The following is a 25211-nucleotide window of genomic DNA, read 5'->3' on the forward strand; positions in this document are numbered from 1 at the left end:
CATGCTTATCAACTTTACTCATACAATTTTTTATAAAAAAAAGTCGAGACATTAGGAACTGGATTTTTCTACTAAGCTCCGCTTTTTAGCGTTACCATGTAAGAATACCATCTCACCTATTGTCTCAAACCTCTAATATTGATCTAATACTATTAATGTTTGTTGTGTGTGGTCAATTAAATCAAGTAAGTCTTCTAATTGATCTTCTGTTATCAGTCTGTCAAAACTGACCACTATCTCTTGCGTCCATTCATTCTCTACCTTTATTAATCGTTGTTGAACGGTACGGCGATTCCCCCATTGTTTAACGACTTGCTCGTAAGCTGATTCTAACTTATTTTTTTCCTGTTTTTGCAGGATAAAAGTGATGGATAGATGAGCACCGATTTCATTTGTAAATGGGTGCGCAGGCTGCAACTCTGCCGTAATTTGCTGCAAATTGGCCTGTAAGGTAATTTTTGCTGATAAAGTGCTAGTAACGGTTGTATCCGTAAATGTGATGTCATAGCGTCGGCTAAATTTCGCTAGATTCATCCAATCATTTCGATCGATTATCTTCATTTCACCCGTTAAATCAAAATCATAAATATGCCCCTCTAAAACAACCTTCATATTATCAAAAGCTATTGGGTCAAACAATGTATCAGTTCCCCTTTATATTGATTAAAATAATCCTTTCGCTTGTCCTTGTTGATCCACATCCATTTGCATCGCTGCAGGTACTTTAGGTAACCCAGGCATTGTCATAACCGCTCCTGTTAATGCCACAATAAAACCGGCACCTACAGAGGGCTTTAATTCTCTTATAGTTATTGTGAAGTCAGAAGGAAGACCTAATTTTGCTGCATCATCGGATAATGAGTATTGGGTTTTAGCCATACAAATAGGGAGATGAGACCAGCCAAAGCGTTCAAAATCGGCTAATTGTTTCTTTGCTTTCGATGTAAACTCAACTCCACTTGCACCATACACATTTTTAGCAATTGTTTCAATTTTCTGTTCTAAGCTGTCATGTAAATGGTAAAGTGGCGTAAACGATTGGTCTGTTTTTGCAATTTGCTCTAACACTTTCTCTGCTAACTGTAAGCCACCAGTTCCTCCTTCTGCCCACACTTCTGTTAGTGACCATTGTATATTTTGCTCCTCACACAACTCTTTAAAAGTCTCAATTTCATCTGTAGAATCACCATTAAAGCGATTAAGTGCAATAACGAAAGGCAATCCGAAACTCTGAACTGTTTCAACATGCTTTTTTAAATTAGAAAATCCTTTTGCTAGTGCAGCCGTGTTCTCTGAGCTGAGATTTTCCTTAGCGACGCCCCCATGCATCTTAAGTGCACGAATCGTCGCCACAATGACAACTGCATCAGGACTTACACCCATATTTCTCGCTTTTATATGTAAAAATTTCTCTGCTCCTAAATCGGCGCCAAATCCCGCTTCTGTTACAACATAATCAGCTAACTTCAATGCCGTGTTTGTCGCGATCACACTATTACAACCATGTGCAATATTCGCAAATGGTCCACCGTGTATAAGTGCAGGTGTATGTGCAAGAGTTTGTACTAAATTAGGTTTTATCGCCTCTTTTAATAAAAGGGTTAAAGCACCTTCAGCACCTAAATCAGCCACCGTAACCGGTTGTTTGTTAATATTATAAGCAATAATCATTTTGCCTAATCTTTTCTTCAAATCATGTAGGTCTTTCGCTAAACATAGTACTGCCATTACTTCAGAGGCCACTGTAATATCAAAACCATCTTCTCGCGGAATACCTTGAGCAGGTCCCCCCAGACCAACAATGACATTTCTTAGCGCACGATCATTTAAATCCATCACTCTTTTCCAAATAATTCTTCTCTGGTCAATTTTAAGATCATTTCCTTGTTGGATATGATTATCGATTAAGGCAGATAAGGCATTATTTGCTGTAGTAATCGCATGAATATCACCTGTAAAATGAAGGTTAATATCTTCCATCGGTACGACTTGTGAATATCCCCCTCCTGTCGCACCACCTTTAATGCCCATTGTTGGACCTAGAGAGGGTTCTCTCATGGCAATCATCGACTTTTTCCCTAACAGACTTAATGCATCACCTAAACCTACAGTAACAGTAGATTTCCCTTCGCCTGCAGGTGTGGGGTTAATGGCTGTAACAAGAATTAATTTCCCATTTTCCTTATCTTCCACTCTTTTAAGTGTTTCGGCTGTAAGTTTCGCTTTATATTTACCAAATTGCTCTAGATCATCGGCTGTAAGTCCGAGCTTTTCCCCAATCTGGTGAATTGGTTTCATCGTTGTTTCTTGAGCAATTTCAATATCTGACTTCACATATTTCCCCATCGCTTTTCCTCTCCTCTATACCAGTTGTCATTGCAAGCGTTACTATTGTATCACTTCCTAAATCTAAATAATGATATGTGACGAGAAATTTTCAAATTAATTATAATTTTAAGGTTTTCAGGTTGCTCAATAAGTTAAACGTCTTTATAATAAGTTTATTGAAATTTCACACAGTAGGGGATGATCACTTGCCAATTACCATTCCACAAGGACTTCCAGCACGGGAAATTCTCGAGGAAGAGCAAATATTCATTATGGATGAAGGTCGCGCTAAGGGGCAAGATATTCGCCCATTAAACATACTTATACTAAACCTCATGCCGCAAAAAGAAAAAACAGAAACCCATTTATTAAGGTTATTAGGTAATACACCGCTTCAAGTTCATATTACCTTGTTGAAAACAGTTACACATCAATCAAAAAATACAAGCCACATACATCTTGAGCAGTTTTATTCAACATTTTCTGAAATCAAACAAAAAAAATTTGATGGTATGATTATTACGGGTGCTCCGATTGAATTACTTTCCTTTGAAGAAGTCGATTATTGGGAAGAGTTAAAAGAAATAATGGACTGGACAAAAACCAATGTCACGAGTACACTCCATATTTGTTGGGGCGCACAAGCAGCACTTTACCATCATTTCAATATTGATAAGTTTGAGCTACCGGAAAAATGTTTCGGCGTGTTTGACCATGATGTAGAAAATTGGTCAGAAAACTTATTACGCGGTTTTGATGACTCTTTTGTCGCGCCCCATTCAAGGCATACGGATATATCATTAGAAGAGTTAAAGAATCATAGTAAGGTCAAGGTTCTTGCTGCATCACCTCAAGCGGGTGCTTTTATTATGAGCGCCAATGAAGGTAAACAAATTATGATTACCGGTCACCTTGAATATGAAGCAACGACACTTGCTGAAGAATATGAGCGAGATCGAGCAAAAGGATTGCCCATAACCATTCCGAATCACTATTATCCCAATGATGACCCAACCAAGACACCAAAAAACAAATGGCGTTCGCATGCCCATCTATTATTCTCCAACTGGTTAAATTATTATGTTTATCAAGAAACACCTTATGAATGGGATTAAAAATAGCCAATCCGTAGAATATACGGATTGGCTACTTTTTTATGTTGCATACATTGTGAATGGGAATTGATTTTGAAGAACTATGCCGTTGACAATTAAGAGGATTCTACTCTGACAAAAACGGTCAAAACAGCATCTCGGCAATAATTTGATTACTCCGTTTCGTGCAATAGGAGAACTATTATTGAGAGATTCTTAATTCCTCCCCTTGGGAAACAGTAGTTTAAGAACTGAGATTCATTATTGCATTATGATCAGGTCAGTTTCCTTATCAAAAGCGGTGTTTTCCCCTTTTTGCACTACTCCCTATTGTCACTTTCATCGCCCATGAGCAGCGCCTCTCTTTTGAGGCCCTTTTAAATACCCTTATACAAACATCCATTGCATGTAAACTAATTCTGCTGCACATAGCCACCTTCTTCATACGGTTGGACAACGACAAAACCTTCGCCTGAAAATTTCATTTGCACTGAGTCACCGCTACCACGGCCTACAAATGTTTTGAATGAGACATCCGCAACGAATTCCGGTTGCAAATGGCCAGACCAAGCGACCGTTGCATGGGGATCTGTTAATACCGGTTTATCAGGAGTTACCTTAAGTGTTAGTGGTTCATAATGAGTCGTTATTGCAGCCATTCCCTCTCCTTCTAAGCGAATATTGAATAACCCACCTGAAACGATGCCTGCTACTTTTCTCATAAGCTTGACGTCCCACTTCAAACTTGGCTCAAACGCTAATAAATCATTGGCACTCACACATAATGTATCATTATGAAAGCGAATAATAGAAATCTTCTTTCCTTGATCCGCTAAATAGAGTTTCCCCCTGCCAGTTGCTTTCATAAGAGCTGTGCTCTCCCCAGAGAAAGCACGTTTAAACATTTTCCCAATTCCATGTTCTAAAATCCCTTCGCGAACAAATTTGATTTGACCTTCATACGCAATCATGGAGCCAGCTTTTGCCCAAATCTGCTGTTGTAAGTTCACTTCTAATATCCGATCCGTTTCTAACTCAAATAATCCCTGACCTCTATCTTCTTGCTCTGTTTTCTCAACAAACTCTGATAATGAGTACCTACTCATAAGCTCACTCCTTTTGGAAAATAAAAATCCACATAAATGATAATGCTTGCTGCAATGGAAGAGGTAATCCTCCTTTAGGTAACGACTCTGCAGCCTTTTTATAAACACCTTGCTCTGCCACTTTTTTCATTGGGAGCCCTTGCATTAGCTGTTCAAACTCCCATGGCATCATCGTGTTGCAAATGACCTTTTCTCCTAGTAATCTAGGAAAACTATTGTTTCTAGGTCCTGCAGTTGGTCCCAGTATCCCAAAACACCCATAACCACCCGGCTTCAATATTCTCACAGCCTCTTTCACTGCATTATACGGATTTTCTGTCCATTCCATAGAATTTATTGCCAACACCCCGTCAAAATGATGCTCAACAAATGGGAGTTCTGTTAAATCCCCTTTGATGAATTGGTTATCATTCGTTTGGTTCACCCGATTTGCTTTTATAAGCATTTCATCAGATACGTCGACCCCGACTACATTGATGGCATGTGTTGAAAGCTTATAAGCCCCCATTCCGTCACCACAACCAAGGTCACATACATGATTATTCGCCTTTAAGTACTGCAGGAAGAAAGGGATAATTTCCTTGCGGCTCCCTTCATTCCACATACTTGCTGATCTCTTATGCCAACTATCCGACCGCTTATCCCATTCTGTAGCTGATGCCTTTTTCCAATCAAATTCAGCCATCAAATATTCACCTAACTCTCTTTATACCTATTTTTACATTATGTGATATAAAAAATTTAATTTTCTGTCTATATTAATGTAAAAAAAGCAGAGTTATCCACCCTCCATAACTCTGCTTTTATTCTTCTTCATTTTTTCGTTGTACCACTCTTAATGACTCTACTCTATCTTTATTCTCTTCGAAAAACTGTACTAAATCACCAATGCGGTCAATAGCATCCCAACTTAAATGATGTTCAATTCCCTCAACATCTTCATAGATATGTTCTTCTTTCACACCAATAATTCGAAGCATTTGCTCTAATAACTCATGGCGGTAAACGAGGCGTTTGCCTATTTTCTTTCCTTTTGTCGTTAATACTAAACCACGGTATTTTTCATATACGAGATATTCATCTTTATCTAATTTCTGCACCATTTTAGTGACTGAAGAAGGGTGGACAGATAGTGCTTCTGCGATATCAGAAACGCGTGCATAGCCTTTTTCTTCAATTAATAAATAGATTTGTTCTATATAATCTTCCATACTAGGTGTTGGCATGTGGATCCTCCCAAAAAAGGCTAACATCTATGATAAACGATATTTGTTACATACAGTATAGCCGCTTACTTGTTCAAAAAAAGCATAATGATAGTGGTTTCATAAGCTGTTATAACGCAAATGAAAAACCACTACTTAAAATATTACTATAAGAATCCTCATGAAACAAGGAAGATATGGGAATAGACGGAAAGAGTTAGTTTGGAAACTTAAATTTAATTTTATTTTCCTTTTTATCCCACATCAATGCTGCTGCAAACAATTTGTCTTTCCCTTGGAAACCTTCCAGCACATCAGTCTCACCACTTTTCAATAGTTGTTTCACTATTTTTTGTGTCATTGACTTACCGAGAATTTTCTTAGATAAGGTAAATGTACAATTCTTTTTCTGATAGTTGCTACAACCAAAAAATTTACCCTTGTCTATCACTTGACCATCACATAATTGACAATTGCCTAATGGGGATTGTCGCTTTTTCTTAAATGTTTTTGGGATAAATTGTTGTTTATCTTCTTCAGAGAATATCCATTCATTCGTTACTTCCTTCGTAGCCGCAATTAAATGATGGACCATTTGACTTGTTTGATCCATAAATTGTTTAGGTGATGCCTCTCCTTTAGAGATTTGCTTTAAGCGTTGCTCCCATTTCGCCGTCATTTCAGGAGACGCTAATATCTCTTTACCAACCGCAATAATGAGAACCTTGGCTTTTGAAGTAGCATAGACCATATTCTTTTTTACATCAATATAACCACGATCTTTTAGCATCGTAATAATGCCCGCTCTTGTTGCTTCAGTTCCAAGTCCTTCTGTCTGTGTTAATACTTGTTCCAGTTCTTTATCATCAATATGTTTTCCTGCTGTCTTCATCAACGTTATTAATTGACCTTCAGTGTACCTTTTAGGAGGCTGTGTTTTACTCTCCTTTACTTCTGTTTTTTCTGTTATTCCTTTATCTCCTTTATCTAATAAGGGGAGATTCACATCTTTATCTTTCTCAACTGGAGAAATCACTTGGCGATAGCCTTGATCAACAATTACTTTTCCTTTAGAGATGAACATCGCTCGCTCATCAACCAAGGTTTTAATTGTCGAGTACTCGATTATTGCTTTCTTATGGTGGGCTGCGATGACACTTTTCCCAATTAGGTCATAAAGTTTTTTCTCCTCCGATGCAAGTTTGGAGAAGTCTGGAATTTGCTCAGTCGGAATAATGGCATAATGGTCAGTGACTTTCTTTTCATCCACATAGCGTTTATTCTGAACGATGGAGGAAAACGGTAAAGGAAAGAAATCCTCAAAATCCTTTATTTTTTCATAACGAGCCAAAATTTGTGGTAATGTGTTTGCTTCCTCCGTGGTAATATGCCTTGAATCGGAACGAGGATAAGAAACCCATCCTTTTTGGTATAACTTTTGAACAATATCAAGTGTTTTCTTAGGTGAGAATTTAAAACGCCGATTCGCTTCTGCTTGAAGTGCTGACAAATTATACAATTGAGGCGGTAGGAATTCTTTCTTTTCCTTTTTTATATCTGCTATTGTTGCTTCCTTCCCTTGGCAAAACAAAGCAATTTTCTCAGCTAATGCGCTGTCCATAATACGACTATTACCCTTATCTTCCCATTTCCCCTTATATTTTTTCCCGGTGATCTTGAAGGTTGCTTCTACTTCCCAAAAAGGTTCAGAAACAAATGATTCAATTTCAAGCTCCTTTTTTACAATCAATGCTAATGTAGGTGTTTGTACTCTACCAACCGAGAATACATCTGAGAATCCTTTTTGTTGTAATAATAACGTATATAATCTAGAAGCATTCATTCCGACAACCCAATCAGCACATGATCTTGTATAAGCTTCGAAAAAAAGGTTTCTCGTTTCTTCTTCATTTAATAACTGTTGAAAGCCTTTTTTAATGGCATTCGGCGTTAATGAAGAAATCCATAATCTCTTCATTGGCAAATTTGATTTTGCTTGACGCAATATGTTTCTTATTATCAGTTCCCCTTCTCTCCCTGCATCTCCCGCATGAATGACTTCATTCACCTCTGGATGTGATAAGAGCTTTTTAATAACCTGGAATTGCTTTATTTTATCTTTGGAGACTTCGTGCTGAAACTGGTTAGGTAGAAGAGGGAGTGTATCTAATGTCCATTTTTTCCAAGTTGTATTATACACTTCAGGAGGAGAGAGTTGACATAAATGCCCGATAGCCCATGTGATAAAGCCACCATCTGTCAAAATTGGATTAGGAAGAATTTCGATATAGCCTTGGTGTTTCTTTTTGGGGAAAACGGAAGCGAGTGTAGCTCCTTGGTCTGGTTTTTCTGCAATAATTAGTTTCATTCTTACTCTCTTTTCTATCAAAATATTATGTTTCTATCTTACTAAAAAATGTGAAGAAAGCAAGAAGTAAGAGTACGATATACTTAAGAGGGATTACTATTTATTACATTCCCGTTCGTAAACTCTTATATAACAAAAGTAGAATAAAGGCTGCTATTTTAAATAACAGCCTTTCTCACATATGAACACGATTTAAGGGGCAGTAGATTCTGATCGAAAACGTTTATGATTCATCTTTTTACCTAACAGTCCTTTTGTTGGTGAAAAGATAAACACGAGCGCGAATAGAACCCCACTCATCATCGCCATTGAACCAGAGATTGAACTGTCAATCCAGGTAGCTACATAATAACCACTAATCGCTGCTAGTACTCCGAAGAATGCACTTAAACACAGCATATGACTTAGTTTATTGGTTAATAAATAAGCAGAAGCACCTGGTGCTATTAACATCGCTACGACAAGTATGGCACCGACACTATCAAATGAAGCGACAGTTGATACTGAAACCATGCCCATCAATAAGTAATGAATAAACATAACTGGAATACCAATAGCCGCTGCAAGGGCAGGGTCAAAAGATGTAATTTTTAGTTCTTTATAAAATAACATCATTAAAATAATATTTAGTATCAGTATACTCAATAACATGATGAATGCTTTTGGAAGCGGTGGTAAAAAACCGATTTCCACCATGTCGAATGGAACAAAGGCAATTTCACCCATTAAAGCATGATCGACATCTAAATGAACACTATCAGCAAACACTGTAATAAGTATCACGCCAATAGCAAAAAAGAAGGTAAACACGACGCCAATTGATGCGTCTTCCTGAATGCCTTTATGATTAAGAAATTGGATAAGCATAGCCGTAAATAAACCAACTATTGCAGCACCGATGAGCATATAAATTCCATTCATTGATTGACTGATTAGAAAAGCAAGCACAATCCCCAACAAGACCGTATGACTAATTGCATCAGCGAGCATCGCCAACTTCCGTAAAATAAGGAAACAGCCGATTACACCACAAGTAATGCCCACTAATGATGCGACAATAATAATCCAAATTTCATAACTCATCTACTTCACCTGCCCTTGTTCACGAAGAAGCTTTTGATTGGTCATTCTCCGTTTGATTTTAAGCGTGATGATACCACGGGCAGGTGCAAACAGAATGGATATAAAAAAGATAATCGTAGCAGTTACTACGATAAAGGGGCCAGTTGGAATCCCTCTATCTAGTGAACTAATTAAAGTTCCAATCACACCTGATATCGCTCCGAATATGCCAGAAATTATGACCATTTTACTAAGTGAATTCGTCCAATAACGGGCGGATATTGCAGGTGTAATAAGTAATGCCGCCATCAGAATGACACCGACTGCCTGGATACCGATTACAACAACAGCTACTAAAAGGGTCATAAATAAAAAGTTTAACGCGCTAACCGGTAAACCTAAGCCTTTAGCGAATTCCGCATCAAAGGTAATTAGTTTAAATTCTTTAAAGAAAATAATGGTCACCATAAGTAATAATGCTGCTGCCCCTGCCATTAATTTCACATCACTACTAACCATTCCTGCTGCCTGACCAAAGATAAAAGAATCTAGACCGCTCTTATTGCCAGAAGGCATTTGCTGTACTTTCGTTAGTAAGACAATACCTACGCCGAAAAACGTGGATAGAATTAAACAAATGGCCGTATCTTCTTTTAAAATAGACGCGGAGGCAATGTATTGAATACAATAAGCAGCTATTAAACCTGTAACGGTTGCTCCTATTAAAAGGATGATGAGCGACCGCTCTCCTGTTAACATAAACCCTATACATATTCCTGGTAATGCAGCATGTGCAACAGCATCTCCGATTAAGCTTTGTTTTCTTAGTAAGGCAAAACTCCCTAAAATACCACTAGCTAACCCTAGAAGAAGCGTACCAATTAACACCCACTGCGTATTTGCTGCTAGTAGCATTTGCCCTATTTGTTCCATCACTCATGTCACCTCTTTTGTTCCACCATTACTTTTCCTTTATCTAAAAAAGCTAGCTTGCCCCCGTATGTTTGGTGTAATTGTTCTACTGTAAAAACCTCTTCAGTGACACCAGATGCAATGACTTCTTTATTTAATAAAATACAATGGTCAAAGTATTCTTCAACTGTTTGTAGGTCGTGATGAACAACAATGACCGTTTTCCCTTGATCTTTAAGGTCTGTTAATAATTGTATAATCGCTTTCTCTGTTGCTGCATCCACACCGACAAAGGGTTCATCCATAAAGTAAACTTGTGCGTCTTGAACGAGCGCTCTAGCTAAGAATACCCTTTGCTGTTGCCCCCCGGATAATTGACTTATTTGCCTATTGGCGTAAGAATCCATTCCCACTTTCTTCAAACTTTCTTTTGCAAGTATCGTATCCTCTTTACCTGGTCGTTTAAACCAACCGATATGGCCATACCTTCCCATTAAGACAACATCTAATGCACTTGTTGGAAAATCCCAATCCACTGACCCTCGTTGGGGCACATAACCAACAAGACGATCTTTTGCTTTGTAAGGTTTTCCGTATATTTTAATCTCACCTGACACTTTAGGAATTAGGCCCAATATCGCTTTAATTAAAGTGGATTTTCCGGCACCATTTGGTCCAACAATTCCAGTTAAACTGCCTTTTGGTATTGAGAATTGAACATCCTTTAGTACTGCTGTTTTATCGTAGGCTACAGTTAAATTTCTTATTTCTATTGGATTTGTCACTCTAATCACTCCTATATACACTTACATAAAAACAATCTTTATTTTAATGATTGAACAATCGTATCTACATTATGTTTATACATACCAACATAAGTGCCCAGTTCAGTGCCCTCTTCTCCCATAGCATCAGAGTATAATTCTCCCCCTATACTTACCGTATGGCCCTTTTCCTTCGCTCCTTCAATCACTGCATTAATTGAACGTTCGGATATACTTGACTCTACAAAAACGGCATTGATTTCTCTATCAGCAATTGTATTCACTAAATGTTGCACATCCCCTAAACCATATTCAGCGTCTGTACTTAACCCTTGTAAACCCATAACTTCCATATCATAAGCATTACCAAAGTAATTAAAAGCGTCATGAGCAGTGACTAGAACACGTTTCTCTTCAGGAATTAAATGAATTTGTTCAGTAGCATATGCTTTTAATTCTCTCAGCTCTGTAAAATATGCTTCTGCATTCGCTTCATAATCATCTTTATTTTCAGGATCTACTTCAATCAATGCATCCTTTGCTGTAGTCAATGCCTCTATCCACAAATCTATATCGAACCAAATATGTGGGTCTACCGCATTTTGATTATCTTTATCAGCTAGTAAGTTAGATGGTTCTAATGAATCGCCTACTGCCACAACAGTGGTTTTCTCGCCCATTTTCTCTAACACTTCAAGCATCTTGCCTTCTAAGTGCAAGCCATTATACATAATTAAATCTGCATCTTGAAGAAGACTAATGTCACTTTGCGTAGCCTTATAAAGATGTGGGTCTGTGCCTGGTCCCATCAGACTATTTACTTCCACATGTTCACCACCGATATGCTCAATACCATCAGCTATTTGAGCAATAGTCGTTGTTACTTTTAATTGATCATTTTCGGTATTTCCTGCTTCATTACTTGAACAAGCTGTAAGCACCATTAAACTAAACATAGTAACTAATATTCTTTTCATCTCTACCCTTCTCTCCCTTTATATTCCTTATTTGATTATATGCATACTTTTTTAATCGATACACCTTTTTTAACTAAATCTATAAAAGTTTCCTATGTGCAACATTTTAACTCATGGTGAAAAAATCGTCAATAAGTAAACATGACAAAACAGAAAAAACCCGCAAACAGCGGGTTTCTCCATTTTATTATTAACTGCATCAAACTAAGGTTCGTTTATCAACTTCAGGAACAATTTTTTTCTCATAAGAGACTAAAGTATCACTACTGCTGATCTTTTTTCCTCGAAACGATTCCATTTTTTATTTGAAACCAATCGACTTCATTTATAATGTTGGCAACGGTGAGGATATATGATGGGATCGTCTCAATTGAAAAAATGATCGCACCGATATCTTTGTCATATAAAATAAAGGAATCCCCATGATTGTAGTGTAAAATCTCATGTCCCATTTTAACAATCGATTGAAAAATAATATTCTTTTCTATATCATCAGCATCCACATTAATAGAAAAACGCAAAATCCACTCCCTCTCATCGATGCGAAAACGATACATATGGCCACCTTCTTTGATTGATTTACCTATCATATGAATGCCGCGTTTAATTATGACACTTTCTTCCTAATAACGCATAATACAAAACATGTATCTAAGCTTGTCATTCTTACTTCAACCAATCATTTAGGATGGTTATATTCTTCTAAAAAAAGCTACTTCTATCACCAAAATATCTATTTGATAACCCAACATAGTAGTGCTCATCAACACCCTTTTGAAAAAACTGAAATTTTTACAATATTTTAAAGAAAAAACTTTCAGATTTCTTGACGGAATTCGATTAGTATTGTATATTTAATACATCATTTAACAGAATATATTTCCTATATTCCATGACAATATTGCAGTATGTTTATGTTGGATGAAAATTTTTTCTGAAGGCTTGGAGCCTTCAAAGTTTTAGGAGGAAAAGTTCACATGCAAAACGGTAAAGTAAAATGGTTTAACAATGAAAAAGGTTTCGGTTTCATCGAAGTTGAAGGTGGAGACGATGTATTCGTACATTTCACAGCTATCACTGGCGAAGGCTTCAAATCTTTAGAAGAAGGTCAAGAAGTTTCTTTCGAAATCGTTGAAGGTAACCGCGGACCTCAAGCTGCTAACGTTGTAAAACTTTAATCTGTATATAATCAAGGCTGGCAAAATTGCCAGCCTTTTATTATGTAAAATTTTTGCCAATACTTTGGATTTTTTCTCCTACGGTACATTTGGTTATACAAAATCGGTGAGCAAAGTTTCGTCCATATTCTTTGCGATGATATTTGTATAAAAAACAATCCTCACAATAAAAATCAATGACTTGATCAACCTCTTTTACTAATTTCTTTTTCTCATCCACAATAAACCTTCCTTCCTATAACAACTGCATTTTACTATAGATTTTTTTCCCGTTTAAACTTTGTGTCGCTAACTTATGTGCTTCTTGATTTTCTTTTCTTACAATAGGAGTGTACGTTACATTTAATGATAGTAGGCTCACCTTTTCCTCAATCCGATCTAACCAATCATTTAATACTTTCTCATAACAAGGCCATTCGCCAGCTAATTGCATTAATAGTCCTTTTGCATCTCCTCTTATTTCACAAGTCTGCCGACTGACATTTAATTCTTCTAATTGTGAAAGAGCAAAGAAAAGGGCAGCATATTCCGCTTCATTATTTGATTCTAACTCGTGAAAACATTCATTGGCTCTTATACGATACTTTTTCTTTCCTTGTCGATAGTAGATAACGGCCCCTGAGCCTGAGGTCTTCGTTTCGTCATGAAAGCCACCATCAAAATAAATCACTAAATCATGCGGTTCTTCTTCTACTTCTTCTAATAGCTTATTTAATTCTTTTATGGTCCAAGATGTACCGTTTTCATCCAAACACTTTATTTCTGTCCATTTAGGATGATGAGAAAACTCTTCTCCCATATCAAGAGCAGACTCACCATCTAACCATTCGGAAGAAAATAAATAGCTTTCGTTATTTTTTAGTTTATAAGCTGCAATCAATTGATATTTCATTTATTTTAACACGCCTTTTAATAAAATGATGATTCAAAAATAAGGTGCTTGTATGCTACACTTACTTGTAGTTTGTATTTTTCATCATATGTCTTTCTGTAGCAAAATATCTCTTTAATGTTATACGATTATTATGAACATTTCTCCTTCATCGCATTACAAAGAACTCCCACTATTTTATCACAAAAGGAGGAATTGCATTGATTGAAGTATATATAGACGGTGCAAGTGCTGGTAATCCTGGTCCGAGTGGTGCAGGTATATTTATAAAAGCGAACGGAAATGTAGAGAGGCACAGTATTCCACTTGGAAATATGGAGAACCATGAAGCAGAGTTTCAAGCATTGATTTTAGCATTAAGAATTTGCAAAGAAAATAATTATCGAACCGTTTCCTTTCGCACGGATTCACAAGTGGTAAATGCGAGTATTGAAAAGGAATTTGCCCGTAATAAAAAGTTTGCTCCCCTTCTTGATGAGGCACTTGAATTAAGTAAGCAGTTCGATCTTTTCTTTATGAAGTGGATACCAAGTATGCAAAATAAAACGGCGGACGAATTGGCAAGAGCGGCTATTCGGAGAAATAAAAAATAATGTGGCAGTCAACTAAAACGGCAGACTTCTCTCTTCTACTTGTCGCGTTCATTTGGGGAACTACTTTTGTTCTTGTACAAAATGCTCTCCAATCTCTTAGCGCCTTTTCATTTAATGGTATTCGCTTTCTTATTGCTGCATTTTTCTTAACAATAATGGCGATTATTTTTTATAGGAAGCAGTGGGAAAGACCAACTAAACGTACACTAATGGCAGGTATCTTGTTAGGTTTATGTCTCTTTATCGCCTATACATTTCAGACAATTGGGCTTCATTATACTTCTTCTAGTAAAGCAGGTTTTATTACTGGTTTGAGTGTGATTCTTGTCCCTATATTATCACTTTTTATATTAAACATAAAGATTACTCGTTATGCTGTTATTGGCGTATTTGTCGCTACATTAGGACTTTACTTACTAACAGCACAAGATATCTCTGCATTTAATAAAGGTGATGGTTTTGTATTCATTTGTGCATTAGGTTTTGCTTTGCATATCATATTAACAAATCTATTTGCACAGGCTCATTCAGCTATTATTTTAACTATTATCCAAGTAACAACTGTGGGTTTACTCTCTTTTTTATCAGGTTTTTTCTATGAGGGATGGTCTTACGATAGTGAATTATTATTCAGGCAAGAGGTTATATTCGCCTTACTAATTACAAGTATTTTAGCTACAGGGCTGGCCTTTTTAGCACAAACACACTTCCAGCAATTCACCTCTCCAACAAGAGTCGCTATTATATTTGCAATGGAGCCTGTTTTCGCTGCACTGACAGGCTATATCTTTGCTGGAGACCGTTTATCGATCATCGCCATATTTGGTTGCCTATTCATCCTACTTGGTATGATATTAGCTGAGTGGCCACAAAAAGAACGTTTTACTGAGAATTCAATCGAAAAAAAATGAACTGTACCTCCAATTGTTAGCTCATATGTCTAAAAATTGGGGCGCAGTTCAGCCTCCACATCATGCTTGTTCATTTTTTATGTTTTAAATAGATATATGCAAACTCTTTTTCATATAGTTAATTGCTTCCTTGCGGTTCGGTATATTATTTCCCATAAAACGCTCTAACAGTGATAAATAAAAACTGCCATCAAATGATTTTTGCGCCTTTAATGTCATCTCTATTGCTGTATTAACTAATTCATCTGGTGCATTTGTGTAATGTTTACCGAAGTATATAAAGCCTATACTATCTTCTTCAAGCTGAAATCCTTTACCTTCTAAATGGCATAAATATTCTTCTAACGATTTCAATGGTCGCGCCAGTCCCCTCTTTTTCTCCTACTCAATACCTATATTTTAGCTTATTTTCCGACAAGTTTCTACAATATTAAGTGAAGTATTCTAACTTTGCTTCAGGAAAGAATTTTACCATATATTGATAGAGCGTCTCCTTTATATCTTCCTCTTCTTCTTTTTTATAAACATATTTTCCAATCCCATACTTTCCCCATTTATATCGTCTTTTTTCCTCATCTAGTTCAAGTTTTGTCATTGGATAGTTTTTTTCAATTACTCGTTTCGCCGGCTTAGTAAAACGATGTTGAATAAATTCAAAAGTTAAATCTTTTTTTGCTTCAATCGGCAACTCGGCTTCTAACCGTTCAAACATTTCATAATATCCTTGTTGCCAACCGTCATGTAAATAAATAGGTGCCACAATAAAACCGAGCGGATAACCAGCTCTCGCCACTTTACCAGCAGCTTCTATACGATCTTTCAATCTTGATGTTCCAGGTTCAAAAAACTTAATCACATAATCAGCATTCACACTAAAGCGAAAACGTGTTTTACCATTATGGTTCGCATCTAATAAATGATCGACATGATGAAACTTTGTCACAAACCGCAATTTACCATATTCTGATTGCCCAAAATGTTCAATCGCTCTTTTTAATGTGTGAGTAATATGGTCAATGCCAACAATATCTGATGTACAAGATGCTTCAAATCTTGTTATTTCTGGTGCTCTTTCCGCCATATATTCATCAGCAGCAGTTAGAATCTCGTCTACATTTACATATGTGCGAATATAAGGTTTACTTCCCATTGTTGTTTGTAGATAACAATAATGGCAATGTCCCATACATCCAGTCGCGAATGGAATCGCATATTCTGCTGAGGGCTTTGATGTATCAAACTTTAACGTTTTCCTTATACCGACAACTAACGTAGATTTAGCGACACGATATTTTTGAAAATCATTGTCCCCTGGTAAATTTCTGACTTGATTATGGGAGGTTGTATACCTTATTTCTACATCCGTACTTTCAAACCGCTTCTTTAATTGTTGGCCAAGTGGATAATCCAGCGCGTTCGGTTCAAAATAAACAAGTTTTGGCTCGAATGGCTTCAATCGTCTATCCCTCCTTGGAGGGTATCATTAAAATAGCTCCCATATGTTTCATATGCTTCTGCTTCATTCGAGAAAACAGCCACTTCCTCTGTTAATGGATAATAATTTTCATATAAAAACAATGCTAACTCACCTGGTCGCTCTGGGTTATTGACGACCGCAGCAGCCTGAATATTAGCTACATCTTGTGTATGCGGATTACGATAAAAAACATAAACAATATCACCAGCATTATAATTCATCATAACGTCTCCTTTAAATGAATGATCTATCATACATTTTGTGTTAGTTTCTTAAATACTTGCTATAATAATTTTGGTAAATTTATTGAGAGGAAGTGCAATATACGATGAACCGGAAAGTTTAGGTGTGGAAAACGCAATTTAATATAACAAAAAAAGCCATCAGGAATGACTATTCCCAATGACTTAAACGTTAAATCACTGCAGGTTGACGCAGTAATTTAGCAATACCTCTTAGTTCAATTTCTTCTAGCTTCTGATTAACTTTATTTACGTTATATTTCCATTCAGCTTCTAATAAAGTACATTCAACAGGAACATCACATTTAATTTCTGCTAATTGTCTACTTAAATGTAGCATGTCCAAATCTTGCTCGATTTTAGTTTTTTGCCCTTTTGTTAGTGCTTCGATGTTCTCTAATACGCCTTCTATATGCTCGTATGTTTGTAAGAGTTTTAATGCAGTCTTCTCACCAATCCCCTTTACCCCAGGATAATTATCGCTTGGGTCACCCATAAATGCTTTTAAATCGATTAACTGCCTTGGTTGTATCCCTTTCTCTTCATAAAAGCTATCTGGTGTGTGGACTTCATAATTACCCATCCCTTTTTTCAAAAGGGCAACCGATACATTCTTATCTAATACCTGTAAAATATCACGATCCCCTGTAAGAATCACAACCTCTGCTTCTTCTTTTAAAACCTGTGAAAGCGTGCCGATACAATCATCTGCTTCATAACCTGTCACACCGATATTTGGAATATCAAAGCTCGCGACCATATCTTTCGCCAGCTCAAATTGTGGGACCAATTCAATCGGTGCTTCCGGTCGATTTGATTTATACCCGTTATACATATCTGTTCTGAATGTTTTACTGCCCATATCCCAACAAACGGCAACATGGCTAGGGTTAAAATGGTTCACACCCATTAAGAAATGCTTCATAAATCCATATATGCCATTGGTTGGCGTTCCTTTAGAGTTATACATAAATTGACCAGTAACAGCTGTTGCAAAATAAGCTCGAAATAATAAAGCCATCCCATCTACAAGAAGGAATCGCGGGTTTTGTGGTTGTTGATTTTCGTTCAAAATTGTTCCTCCTCCATCTAAAGTATCATTATTATAACATAGATATAAAAAATGTATGGTTTTCGCTCTGTAACGGATTTATTGCTGCAAAAAAAGAGGAAAATCCGTTGTCATCGCAACCAGTTAAGGTGACAACGAGGTCGGATTTCCCTATAAAAATTATTTCTCTTTCGTAGCAATGGGATGCTCGTCATAAGAAATCCAATCACTAAAGCTACCAGGATAGAGCTTTACATTTTTGTAACCAGCTTCTTTTAATGCTAAATAATTGGGAGAGGCCGTAATCCCTGAACCACAATAAACTATAATATGCTTGTCTTTCTCAATTTCTGAAAACCGTTGCTTTTGCTCATCAATTGATTTAAACTTGCCTTCACTTAAAGTGTCCATCCAAACTTTATTCATTGCTCCAGGTATATGACCTGCTTTCTTATCAATCGGTTCAATCAAACCGAGATATCTCTTTTCTTCTCTTGAATCAATTAACACCACTTCATTATTCGAATGCTCAATTGCTTCTTTTACTTGTTTGTAATCGGCAACCATGTCCGTTTGAATGGTTGCTGTGAATTCACCGCGACCAAATGACTGAACCTTGCTTTCAGTAGGATGACCTGAAGCTAGCCATTCTTTAAAGCCGCCATCTAAAATATATACTTGCTCATGACCAAAATAGTGAAACACCCACCAACAACGAGCAGCAAATGACCCTTCCCCGTTGTCATAAACGACAATTTTTGTATCATTCGTTATTCCGACCGCTTCTGCCTTCTGGACAAATTGCTCTGCTAAAGGCAGTGGGTGTCTACCCCCATGCTCTTCTACTTTTGATGATAGATCTTGTTCTAGGTGAAAATAAACAGCGCCGGGAATATGACCGGTGCGATACTGCTCAAATCCTTCTTCAGGATTAGCGAGGTTAAATCTACAATCAATCACTCTCACATCATTTAGATGTTGGAAGAGCCATTCTACGTTAACTAAGCTGTTCATCCCCGTCACCCTTTCTTTTTTCAATAAGTCTTTTCACATGATCCTTAGGCTCCCAGCAATTAAACTTGTAATTAGGCATCGTTTCATAACCTAAACGTTCACAAAAATATCTCATTCCATTTTCATTTTTAACGGCTAAGAAGTTTACACAAGTTGCACATACATGAAAGGCATTCACATCTTTCAAGCATGTCACCTCCAATGCCTTAATAGGCCCTCAGACGTTCTTCTGTTGCAACTAGCTGTTCAATTGGGAAGTCTTGAGATAATGTTGCTAACAACCCTTTATAATACTCTTCTGATTCAGCAATTAAATCAGACAGTAGTTGTTGATAAACGGCTGAAAGTTTTTCATCATAATAATCTTTGAGTTGTTTAGATGATTCATGTAAATATACATCTGTTGGTTCTTGCAAGCTTTCCTCAAGACTTTCTGCTAGTAATTTTCTTTCATTCTTCTCAAAGAAGTTCTTAGGGTTTTTAAAATAACTCATTGCTTTTTTAAATGTAGTGCGATCCACGTTACTGAAAGCAGACTCAAAATTCACCCCTTCAAAAGAAGGATTTTCTGGACGACTAAAGGTTACATCGCGATTCAATTGGTTTACTTGGTTACTTCGTTTCTCGTAGGTTTGTTGTAATAACTTTCCTATAAATACTTCTAGACGAATGGTCGTCGCTCGTAATTCTTGAGCAAAATCATATCCGAAACTTTGTAAAAAGTCCTCCAAAGCTACTTGGAGCGCTTTTTTCATATCACGGCCATCCTCTTTTAATTGTCCTGGATTAAAAGATTCTTTTAAGAAATCATTAAATCGTAAGAAAACTCTTTGTTTGATATAAAACACTAGTTCATCCGCTTCTTGATTTAATGCTTGAGTTAATAAATCAAGATCATCTTTAGCAATTTTCTCTTTAATAATCGCTAGTTCATTCGTCAGAAGTTCTCTTTTTGCTAACTTGGCTTCTTTACTTTCTTTAGAAGATTCGATAAATGTGCGCAATTGGTTCATTACTCGATTCCACTCAAGTTCAGCAGCAGATAATGAAAGTGACATCAAATCGTGATTAATGAAACGATAGAAACTTTCTTCAAAATCCTTCATTCCAGAAGAATGTTCTTCGCCTGATTGTTTTTCGAATAATGCCTGTAAACTCGATAACCCATGTAATGTTGGTCTTCTAATGCCGTATTGAATGAGCTGATCATGAACATATTGCAAGACATCGTTTTTCTCCTCTTCATCACTTGCAAGGTCAATGGCATTGACAATAAAGAACATTTTATCAAGTTCGAACGCATCTTTAACCCGGCCCAACTGTATAAGGAACTCACGATCGGCTTTGGAGAAAGCATGATTATAGTACGTCACGAAAAGAATGGCATCTGAGTTTTTAATATAGTCAAAAGCTACTCCTGTATGACGTGCGTTAATGGAATCCGCACCTGGAGTATCAACGAGTGTAATGCCTCTGTCAGTCAAATCACATTGATAATATACTTCAATCATCTCAACAAAACATGATTTTTCTTCTTTAGCAACATAATCTGCTAGTTCTGTGAGGTCTGTGATCACTTCTTTCCCAAGCTTTTCCTGAAAATTATTATAACCTTTGCCAAAGGCCGCAAGAAAGGCAAAGTGCGTTTTTTCATGTGCATCAAAGTCGTGATGCTCTTTTAAAATCACATCTATCTTCCCTATGGCTTCACTAAATGATTGCGCTTGTTGATTAAAGACTTGTAGTGAACGATTAATATCTGCAAACATGACTTTTTCACTTTTTACAAATACCTTAACTGTACCATGAGGGTACTCAGCAGTAACAGGCATAATTTTATTAATGGCAGCAGTTGTTGGATTTGGCGATACCGGCAAGATTTTTTCACCAATTAATGCGTTGGCAAACGAAGATTTTCCAGCACTAAAGGCACCGAACAAAGCAACAGTGAAACTACGTGATTGTAGTCGGTCAGCTTTCTCTAATAGCTCTGCTGATATTTTGTGGAAACCTGGGATATCTCGTAACTCTTTTGCGGTATGCTCGAGCTTACTAATTAGTGCCTCGATATCAGCTTCATGATTATTTTCTTGGTTCATTTCTTTTTCAACAATTGAATGAGTAGTCACTACTTGTTTATTATCAACAAACTCTTCTTCACCTTCACGAATAATTTGGACATCTTCATCCTTTGGTCTCATTAACTCTTGGACGGAAGCTGAAACTTTTTTATGGTCTAGCTCTCCTGCCAATAGCTTCTTAATTTCTGCTTTTTGCTCTGATTGTTTTGCTTTAATTTCCTGTAATATATTAAGTGCCTCACCGAAACGAGCATAAGCATCCCATTCATCTTTCATTGCGAGAATTTTTTCATTAGCTAACTCTTCTAACTCTTTCAAATACAACTCTTTCCAGTTGATTATTTGTTTCTTCGTTTCTTTTTTTACAGCATCAGACACATCCCTTGTATATTGCAAAACATAATCACCTGAGAGCCTCGCCCCTTCTTTAATAGCTGTCTTTAACAGGCTTTCTGGTATATTGATATTAATGTTTTGAGCTTGTGACTGTAACTCATTATGATGTATGTGATCATCTTTTAATTTTTTTAAGAATAACTCTTTCACATGCCATTCAATTTGCGATTGGACTTTTTCCTTTAAATCGTTATATAAAAGACTTAGCCTTGTACTTCGTTCTTGTTCAGTTTTAGCCTTCGCAAATAATAGGCCCACTTTAAAGCCAGGTTGCATCGATTCTAAGTAATTCTCAGCTAATTCTCTCGTTTGAAACGGCATTAAATAAGCATTATTTAAGATATCTTCCATATCATGATTCAAATCAATTTCTGCCTGATATTTTTTTTGCTGCAATGCTTGTTTATGTGACTGTAATTGTTCAATCTTTTCAAATACGAGCGCTCGTTCATCTTCAGGCAGAGCTGCTAAAATTTCCTCATTAGCTGCTATGTCATGAGCGTCTTTTTCTTCTAAGTAGATAAAATGATCTTCAGTTAACTTCTGTAATGAGTGAAGAACAGATTGTGGTAAGAGCCTATCTTTTTGGCCAATTTGCTCGTAGATGAATTTCTGAAGAGCAGAAAAATCATTATGTGGTAACTCTGGTTTCTTCAACGATGTATAGAAGATTCTTTCAGGTTGAACGCCCCACGAGGCGAAAGAATCCTTTACACTTTCAGTAAAATGTTGAAAACTTAATTCTTCTTCTCGATGTTTATCTATTTGATTGATAATTAAGTATACTTGTTTACCCGCTGCAGTTAAGTCTTTAGTGAATAAGAAATTGAGTTCTGATTGCACATGATTATAATCCATCACATAAAAGACCATATCAGCTAAATGTAGAGCCGACTCAGTAGCAATTCTATGTGCATCATCTGTTGAATCAATTCCTGGTGTATCCATAATAACCGTATCTTTTGGCAAATTTGTTTCCGAATGGCTAATTTCTACGGTATGAATGAGGTCGCCATCTTTACTATATTTTTTAATTTTTTCATAATCATAAGGTGCAGGATAGAGCTTTGGCATCCCTTCCTTTAGATACACCTTGGCATAATCCTCTCCAGATTTCACTTTAACTAAATTCGCACTTGTTGGGATAGGGCTGGATGGCAGTAAGTTTTCTCCCACAATTTTATTTATCATGCTCGATTTACCCGCAGAGAAATGTCCACAAAATGCAATCGCGTATTGTGAATCTCGTAATTTATAGACGAGGTCTCTTGCTCTTGAAGCAGAAACATTATCTCCATTTTGTTCAAAAAACAATGATAATGCTGCTATTCTTTCAATTAATTCATTTTGACTAAGTTGTTTACCCACTGTTTGAACCATAATTAATCCCCTTGTCACATCAATTTACTACTATTACAATTGCGCAAGCTTTTTTCCTATATAGGTATTAATATATTATAAATATGGGGTAAAGTGAACCTTTCGTTAGGAAAATTGGTATTTTCACCAAAAAAAAGAAGAAGCCTCACTCACTAAGGCTTCTTCCTATATGTAATAAAGGGGTAAACGCTAATTTAAGAATTTGCTTCAGACTTTGTAACACCATTCAACACATATTTCATTACTGCACCATATACAGCGATAGTGCCAACCACAAAAAGAGCTGTCAAATGTATCACGCCTTTCATTAATTGAGAATAAGTATCATCTTCAATTAATAATTTATCATAATCGAGAATGATTTTCAATACTAAAATAAACCTTTTTCAAATTTTTCCTATTTCTTCATCTCTCTTCATTGGAAAGGCTTCTTCATATTTCGTTAATGCTTTTAATGCTTCTTCCTCAACTGGAATACGAATGGCTAAAATAAAGAAATTCAACAGAGTGAAAACAAGTGCAGTATAGTAAGCTTGAAACAATAGAGGCATAATAAGAAACTCCATGGCAACGACTGTATAGTTTGGGTGCTTTAGCCAACGATATGGTCCTTTAGTTACCACTTTTGCATGAGGTAAAACAATAATCTTTGTATTCCAGAATCTCCCTAAGGAAGATAACACCCATATTCTTATTACTTGTGTGAGTATAAATAATGGCAGTAAATAATACCAATAAGGAGATAATCCTTTGCCGAACACAATTACCTCAACTGTTAGAACAATAAAAAACAAACTATGTACCATAACGATTAGTGGATAATGACTTTGACCAAATTCAATGCCACCTCTTTTTTTCATCCAGTCCTCATTGAATCTTGCGACGATTAACTCTATACACCGTTGAGTAATAACAAATAGAAGAAAATAAAAAAACATTTAATTCACCTCCATTTTAATAAAAGTAATTCCGAGCTAAAACCTGGCCCTAAGGCAGTTGCCAAACCTATATCATCCTTTTTTCCAAGTAGAAAAAACCTTCGCAAGACATATAATATTGTGCTTGATGACATATTGCCGAACTCCCTTAGAACATCTAATGAAGTGGCGGTCATCTCAGCAGGAATGTGTAAAGACGCTTGATAAGCATCAATCACTTTTTTTCCACCTGGATGAGCAATAAAATGTTGCAAATCGGTTATTTGTAATGAGAATTGATTTAAGAATTTCTGTACATTTGGCTTCAGCCAGCCTTCAATAATTGTGGGAATATCTCTTGAGAATATGACATATAAACCATCATCCTTTACGTCCCAACCCATTACATCAAGCGAATCCTTTTTTGTCGTTGATTGTGTCCCGTATATATGGGGGATGGCAGGCAATTTCTGATATTTTCGATAACCACTTTCATCACCTGCGATTAATGCACAGGCAACACCATCAGCAAATAAAGAAGTACCAACAAGATTACTCTTAGAGCGATCATTTCTTTGAAAAGTTAAACTGCATAATTCAATTGTTAATACTAAAACCTTTGCTTTTGGATAAGCTAAGCAATATTCATAAGCCCTCGATAAACCCGATGCACCACCTGCACAGCCTAAACCCCATATTGGGATCCTTTTTGTTTGCTCAGAAAAGGGTAATAGATTCATTATTCTTGCCTCAAGCGATGGTGTAGCTAAACCTGAGCTAGTAATCGTAAAAATCGCATCTATCTCTTGATACTTAATAGGTTGATTTAGAAACTCCCTCGTTGTTAAACATTTTTCAATCGCCTCACACCCAAGTTTAACTCCCGTTTCAATGAAGGCATCATTTTTATCAGCAAAGCTATGGTCCTCTTTAAACCAATCTAGTTCTTTGGCAAAATGACGTTTTTCAATTTGTCCATTTTGAAATACTTTTAGTAAACGATCGATATCTTTGAACGATTGCCCAAATAAGTGGCGTGCAAATGCTACCACTTCATTTTGAGCAATTTCATTTGGCGGGGGTACTTCTGAGATGGATAAAATAGCTGGCATAAGGAACTCCCTTTCTATCTATGTACGGGTATTTTTTCCTTAATAAGGATATTTATGCATTGATTGGTTTTTAATCTTTCTCGTTCATTTTTTGCATTAAAAAAAGCCGAATGAGTTATCTCATTCGGCTCAGAAAGATGTGTTTTGAAGG

The 25211-nt window shown here is 36.5% G+C and carries 27 protein-coding genes; 4 read left to right on the forward strand and 23 right to left on the reverse strand.

Going from position 1 to position 25211, the window contains the following annotated elements:
- Positions 1 to 132: 132 nt before the first annotated feature.
- Together LG276_RS14480 and LG276_RS14485 are read right to left on the reverse strand one after the other, a co-directional pair.
- A complete protein-coding gene (locus tag LG276_RS14480) occupies positions 133 to 639 on the reverse strand; it encodes a hypothetical protein (RefSeq protein WP_251161874.1) in 507 nt (168 codons plus the stop codon).
- A 24-nt stretch (positions 640 to 663) separates the two neighbouring features.
- A complete protein-coding gene (locus LG276_RS14485; protein ID WP_289434028.1) occupies positions 664 to 2346 on the reverse strand; it encodes a formate--tetrahydrofolate ligase in 1683 nt (560 codons plus the stop codon).
- Positions 2347 to 2534: 188 nt separating this feature from the next.
- Here LG276_RS14485 and metA point away from each other — a divergent pair, with 188 nt between their 5' ends.
- Entirely contained in the window at positions 2535 to 3443 is a 909-nt protein-coding gene (gene metA, locus LG276_RS14490; RefSeq protein WP_224937508.1) for a homoserine O-succinyltransferase, read from the forward strand.
- A 392-nt stretch (positions 3444 to 3835) separates the two neighbouring features.
- Here metA and LG276_RS14495 read toward each other — a convergent pair whose 3' ends face one another.
- From LG276_RS14495 to LG276_RS14535, 9 genes are all read right to left on the reverse strand, one after another.
- On the reverse strand, positions 3836 to 4528 hold the full coding sequence (locus tag LG276_RS14495) for an AIM24 family protein (RefSeq protein ID WP_404292210.1): 693 nt from the start codon (positions 4526 to 4528) through the stop codon (positions 3836 to 3838).
- Between the two features lie 4 nt (positions 4529 to 4532).
- Complete coding sequence (locus LG276_RS14500) at positions 4533 to 5213, reverse strand: class I SAM-dependent methyltransferase (RefSeq protein WP_251161877.1); 681 nt, start codon at positions 5211 to 5213, stop codon at positions 4533 to 4535.
- A 118-nt stretch (positions 5214 to 5331) separates the two neighbouring features.
- The gene (gene mntR, locus LG276_RS14505) at positions 5332 to 5754 is read right to left on the reverse strand and encodes a transcriptional regulator MntR (protein WP_095372840.1); all 423 of its coding nucleotides are present in this window, start codon (positions 5752 to 5754) and stop codon (positions 5332 to 5334) included.
- Positions 5755 to 5950: 196 nt separating this feature from the next.
- On the reverse strand, positions 5951 to 8101 hold the full coding sequence (locus LG276_RS14510) for a DNA topoisomerase III (RefSeq protein WP_404292213.1): 2151 nt from the start codon (positions 8099 to 8101) through the stop codon (positions 5951 to 5953).
- A 192-nt stretch (positions 8102 to 8293) separates the two neighbouring features.
- Complete coding sequence (locus tag LG276_RS14515; RefSeq protein WP_224937505.1) at positions 8294 to 9184, reverse strand: metal ABC transporter permease; 891 nt, start codon at positions 9182 to 9184, stop codon at positions 8294 to 8296.
- Positions 9185 to 10096: a metal ABC transporter permease gene (locus LG276_RS14520; protein WP_281202399.1), complete on the reverse strand. Its 912-nt coding sequence runs from the start codon at positions 10094 to 10096 to the stop codon at positions 9185 to 9187.
- Between the two features lie 8 nt (positions 10097 to 10104).
- Positions 10105 to 10860 (reverse strand): metal ABC transporter ATP-binding protein, encoded by a 756-nt coding sequence (locus LG276_RS14525; RefSeq protein WP_224937504.1) that lies wholly within the window; start codon positions 10858 to 10860, stop codon positions 10105 to 10107.
- 38 nt (positions 10861 to 10898) lie between these two features.
- Complete coding sequence (locus LG276_RS14530; RefSeq protein ID WP_224937503.1) at positions 10899 to 11816, reverse strand: metal ABC transporter solute-binding protein, Zn/Mn family; 918 nt, start codon at positions 11814 to 11816, stop codon at positions 10899 to 10901.
- A gap of 263 nt (positions 11817 to 12079) precedes the next feature.
- Entirely contained in the window at positions 12080 to 12406 is a 327-nt protein-coding gene (locus LG276_RS14535) for a hypothetical protein (protein ID WP_251161879.1), read from the reverse strand.
- 387 nt (positions 12407 to 12793) lie between these two features.
- On the opposite strand from LG276_RS14535, the gene cspD reads away from it, so the two are divergent.
- Positions 12794 to 12994: a cold-shock protein CspD gene (gene cspD / locus LG276_RS14540; protein WP_053476725.1), complete on the forward strand. Its 201-nt coding sequence runs from the start codon at positions 12794 to 12796 to the stop codon at positions 12992 to 12994.
- Positions 12995 to 13034: 40 nt separating this feature from the next.
- On the opposite strand, the gene LG276_RS14545 is transcribed toward cspD, so the two are convergent.
- Together LG276_RS14545 and LG276_RS14550 are read right to left on the reverse strand one after the other, a co-directional pair.
- A complete protein-coding gene (locus tag LG276_RS14545) occupies positions 13035 to 13214 on the reverse strand; it encodes a zinc-finger domain-containing protein (protein ID WP_095372834.1) in 180 nt (59 codons plus the stop codon).
- A 15-nt stretch (positions 13215 to 13229) separates the two neighbouring features.
- Positions 13230 to 13886: a reverse transcriptase-like protein gene (locus tag LG276_RS14550; protein ID WP_404292215.1), complete on the reverse strand. Its 657-nt coding sequence runs from the start codon at positions 13884 to 13886 to the stop codon at positions 13230 to 13232.
- Positions 13887 to 14086: 200 nt separating this feature from the next.
- Between LG276_RS14550 and LG276_RS14555 the strand changes: the two genes are divergently transcribed.
- Together LG276_RS14555 and LG276_RS14560 are read left to right on the forward strand one after the other, a co-directional pair.
- On the forward strand, positions 14087 to 14479 hold the full coding sequence (locus LG276_RS14555; RefSeq protein ID WP_281202340.1) for a reverse transcriptase-like protein: 393 nt from the start codon (positions 14087 to 14089) through the stop codon (positions 14477 to 14479).
- A complete protein-coding gene (locus tag LG276_RS14560; RefSeq protein ID WP_404292217.1) occupies positions 14479 to 15390 on the forward strand; it encodes a DMT family transporter in 912 nt (303 codons plus the stop codon). The genes LG276_RS14555 and LG276_RS14560 overlap by 1 nt, the downstream gene beginning before the upstream one ends.
- A gap of 84 nt (positions 15391 to 15474) precedes the next feature.
- Here the strand turns inward: LG276_RS14560 and LG276_RS14565 are convergent, their stop codons facing one another.
- From LG276_RS14565 to LG276_RS14610, 10 genes are all read right to left on the reverse strand, one after another.
- Entirely contained in the window at positions 15475 to 15744 is a 270-nt protein-coding gene (locus LG276_RS14565; protein WP_224937498.1) for a DUF6123 family protein, read from the reverse strand.
- A 76-nt stretch (positions 15745 to 15820) separates the two neighbouring features.
- On the reverse strand, positions 15821 to 16846 hold the full coding sequence (gene splB / locus LG276_RS14570) for a spore photoproduct lyase (protein ID WP_224937497.1): 1026 nt from the start codon (positions 16844 to 16846) through the stop codon (positions 15821 to 15823).
- Positions 16843 to 17091, reverse strand: a complete 249-nt coding sequence (locus tag LG276_RS14575; protein WP_224937496.1) for a transcriptional regulator SplA domain-containing protein — start codon at positions 17089 to 17091, stop codon at positions 16843 to 16845. Before LG276_RS14575 ends, splB begins: the two co-directional genes overlap by 4 nt.
- Before the next feature lie 190 nt (positions 17092 to 17281).
- A complete protein-coding gene (locus LG276_RS14580; RefSeq protein WP_251162025.1) occupies positions 17282 to 18130 on the reverse strand; it encodes a 5'-3' exonuclease in 849 nt (282 codons plus the stop codon).
- Between the two features lie 210 nt (positions 18131 to 18340).
- A complete protein-coding gene (locus LG276_RS14585) occupies positions 18341 to 19174 on the reverse strand; it encodes a sulfurtransferase (protein WP_224937495.1) in 834 nt (277 codons plus the stop codon).
- Positions 19158 to 19352 carry a hypothetical protein gene (locus tag LG276_RS14590; protein ID WP_251162026.1) on the reverse strand — a complete coding sequence of 65 codons (195 nt, stop codon included), beginning with the start codon at positions 19350 to 19352 and terminating at the stop codon, positions 19158 to 19160. The genes LG276_RS14585 and LG276_RS14590 overlap by 17 nt, the downstream gene beginning before the upstream one ends.
- Positions 19353 to 19380: 28 nt before the next feature.
- Complete coding sequence (locus LG276_RS14595) at positions 19381 to 23031, reverse strand: dynamin family protein (protein WP_404292220.1); 3651 nt, start codon at positions 23029 to 23031, stop codon at positions 19381 to 19383.
- Between the two features lie 194 nt (positions 23032 to 23225).
- Complete coding sequence (locus LG276_RS14600; RefSeq protein ID WP_281202334.1) at positions 23226 to 23399, reverse strand: hypothetical protein; 174 nt, start codon at positions 23397 to 23399, stop codon at positions 23226 to 23228.
- Between the two features lie 18 nt (positions 23400 to 23417).
- Positions 23418 to 23969 (reverse strand): isoprenylcysteine carboxyl methyltransferase family protein, encoded by a 552-nt coding sequence (locus tag LG276_RS14605; protein WP_281202333.1) that lies wholly within the window; start codon positions 23967 to 23969, stop codon positions 23418 to 23420.
- Positions 23970 to 23974: 5 nt separating this feature from the next.
- Positions 23975 to 25060, reverse strand: coding sequence for a type III polyketide synthase (locus tag LG276_RS14610; protein WP_404292222.1), 1086 nt, complete (start codon positions 25058 to 25060; stop codon positions 23975 to 23977).
- Between the last annotated feature and the right edge of the window lie 151 nt (positions 25061 to 25211).

Origin of the sequence: Cytobacillus kochii (assembly GCF_044790165.1) — a bacterium.
Lineage (GTDB): Bacteria > Bacillota > Bacilli > Bacillales > Cytobacillaceae > Cytobacillus > Cytobacillus kochii.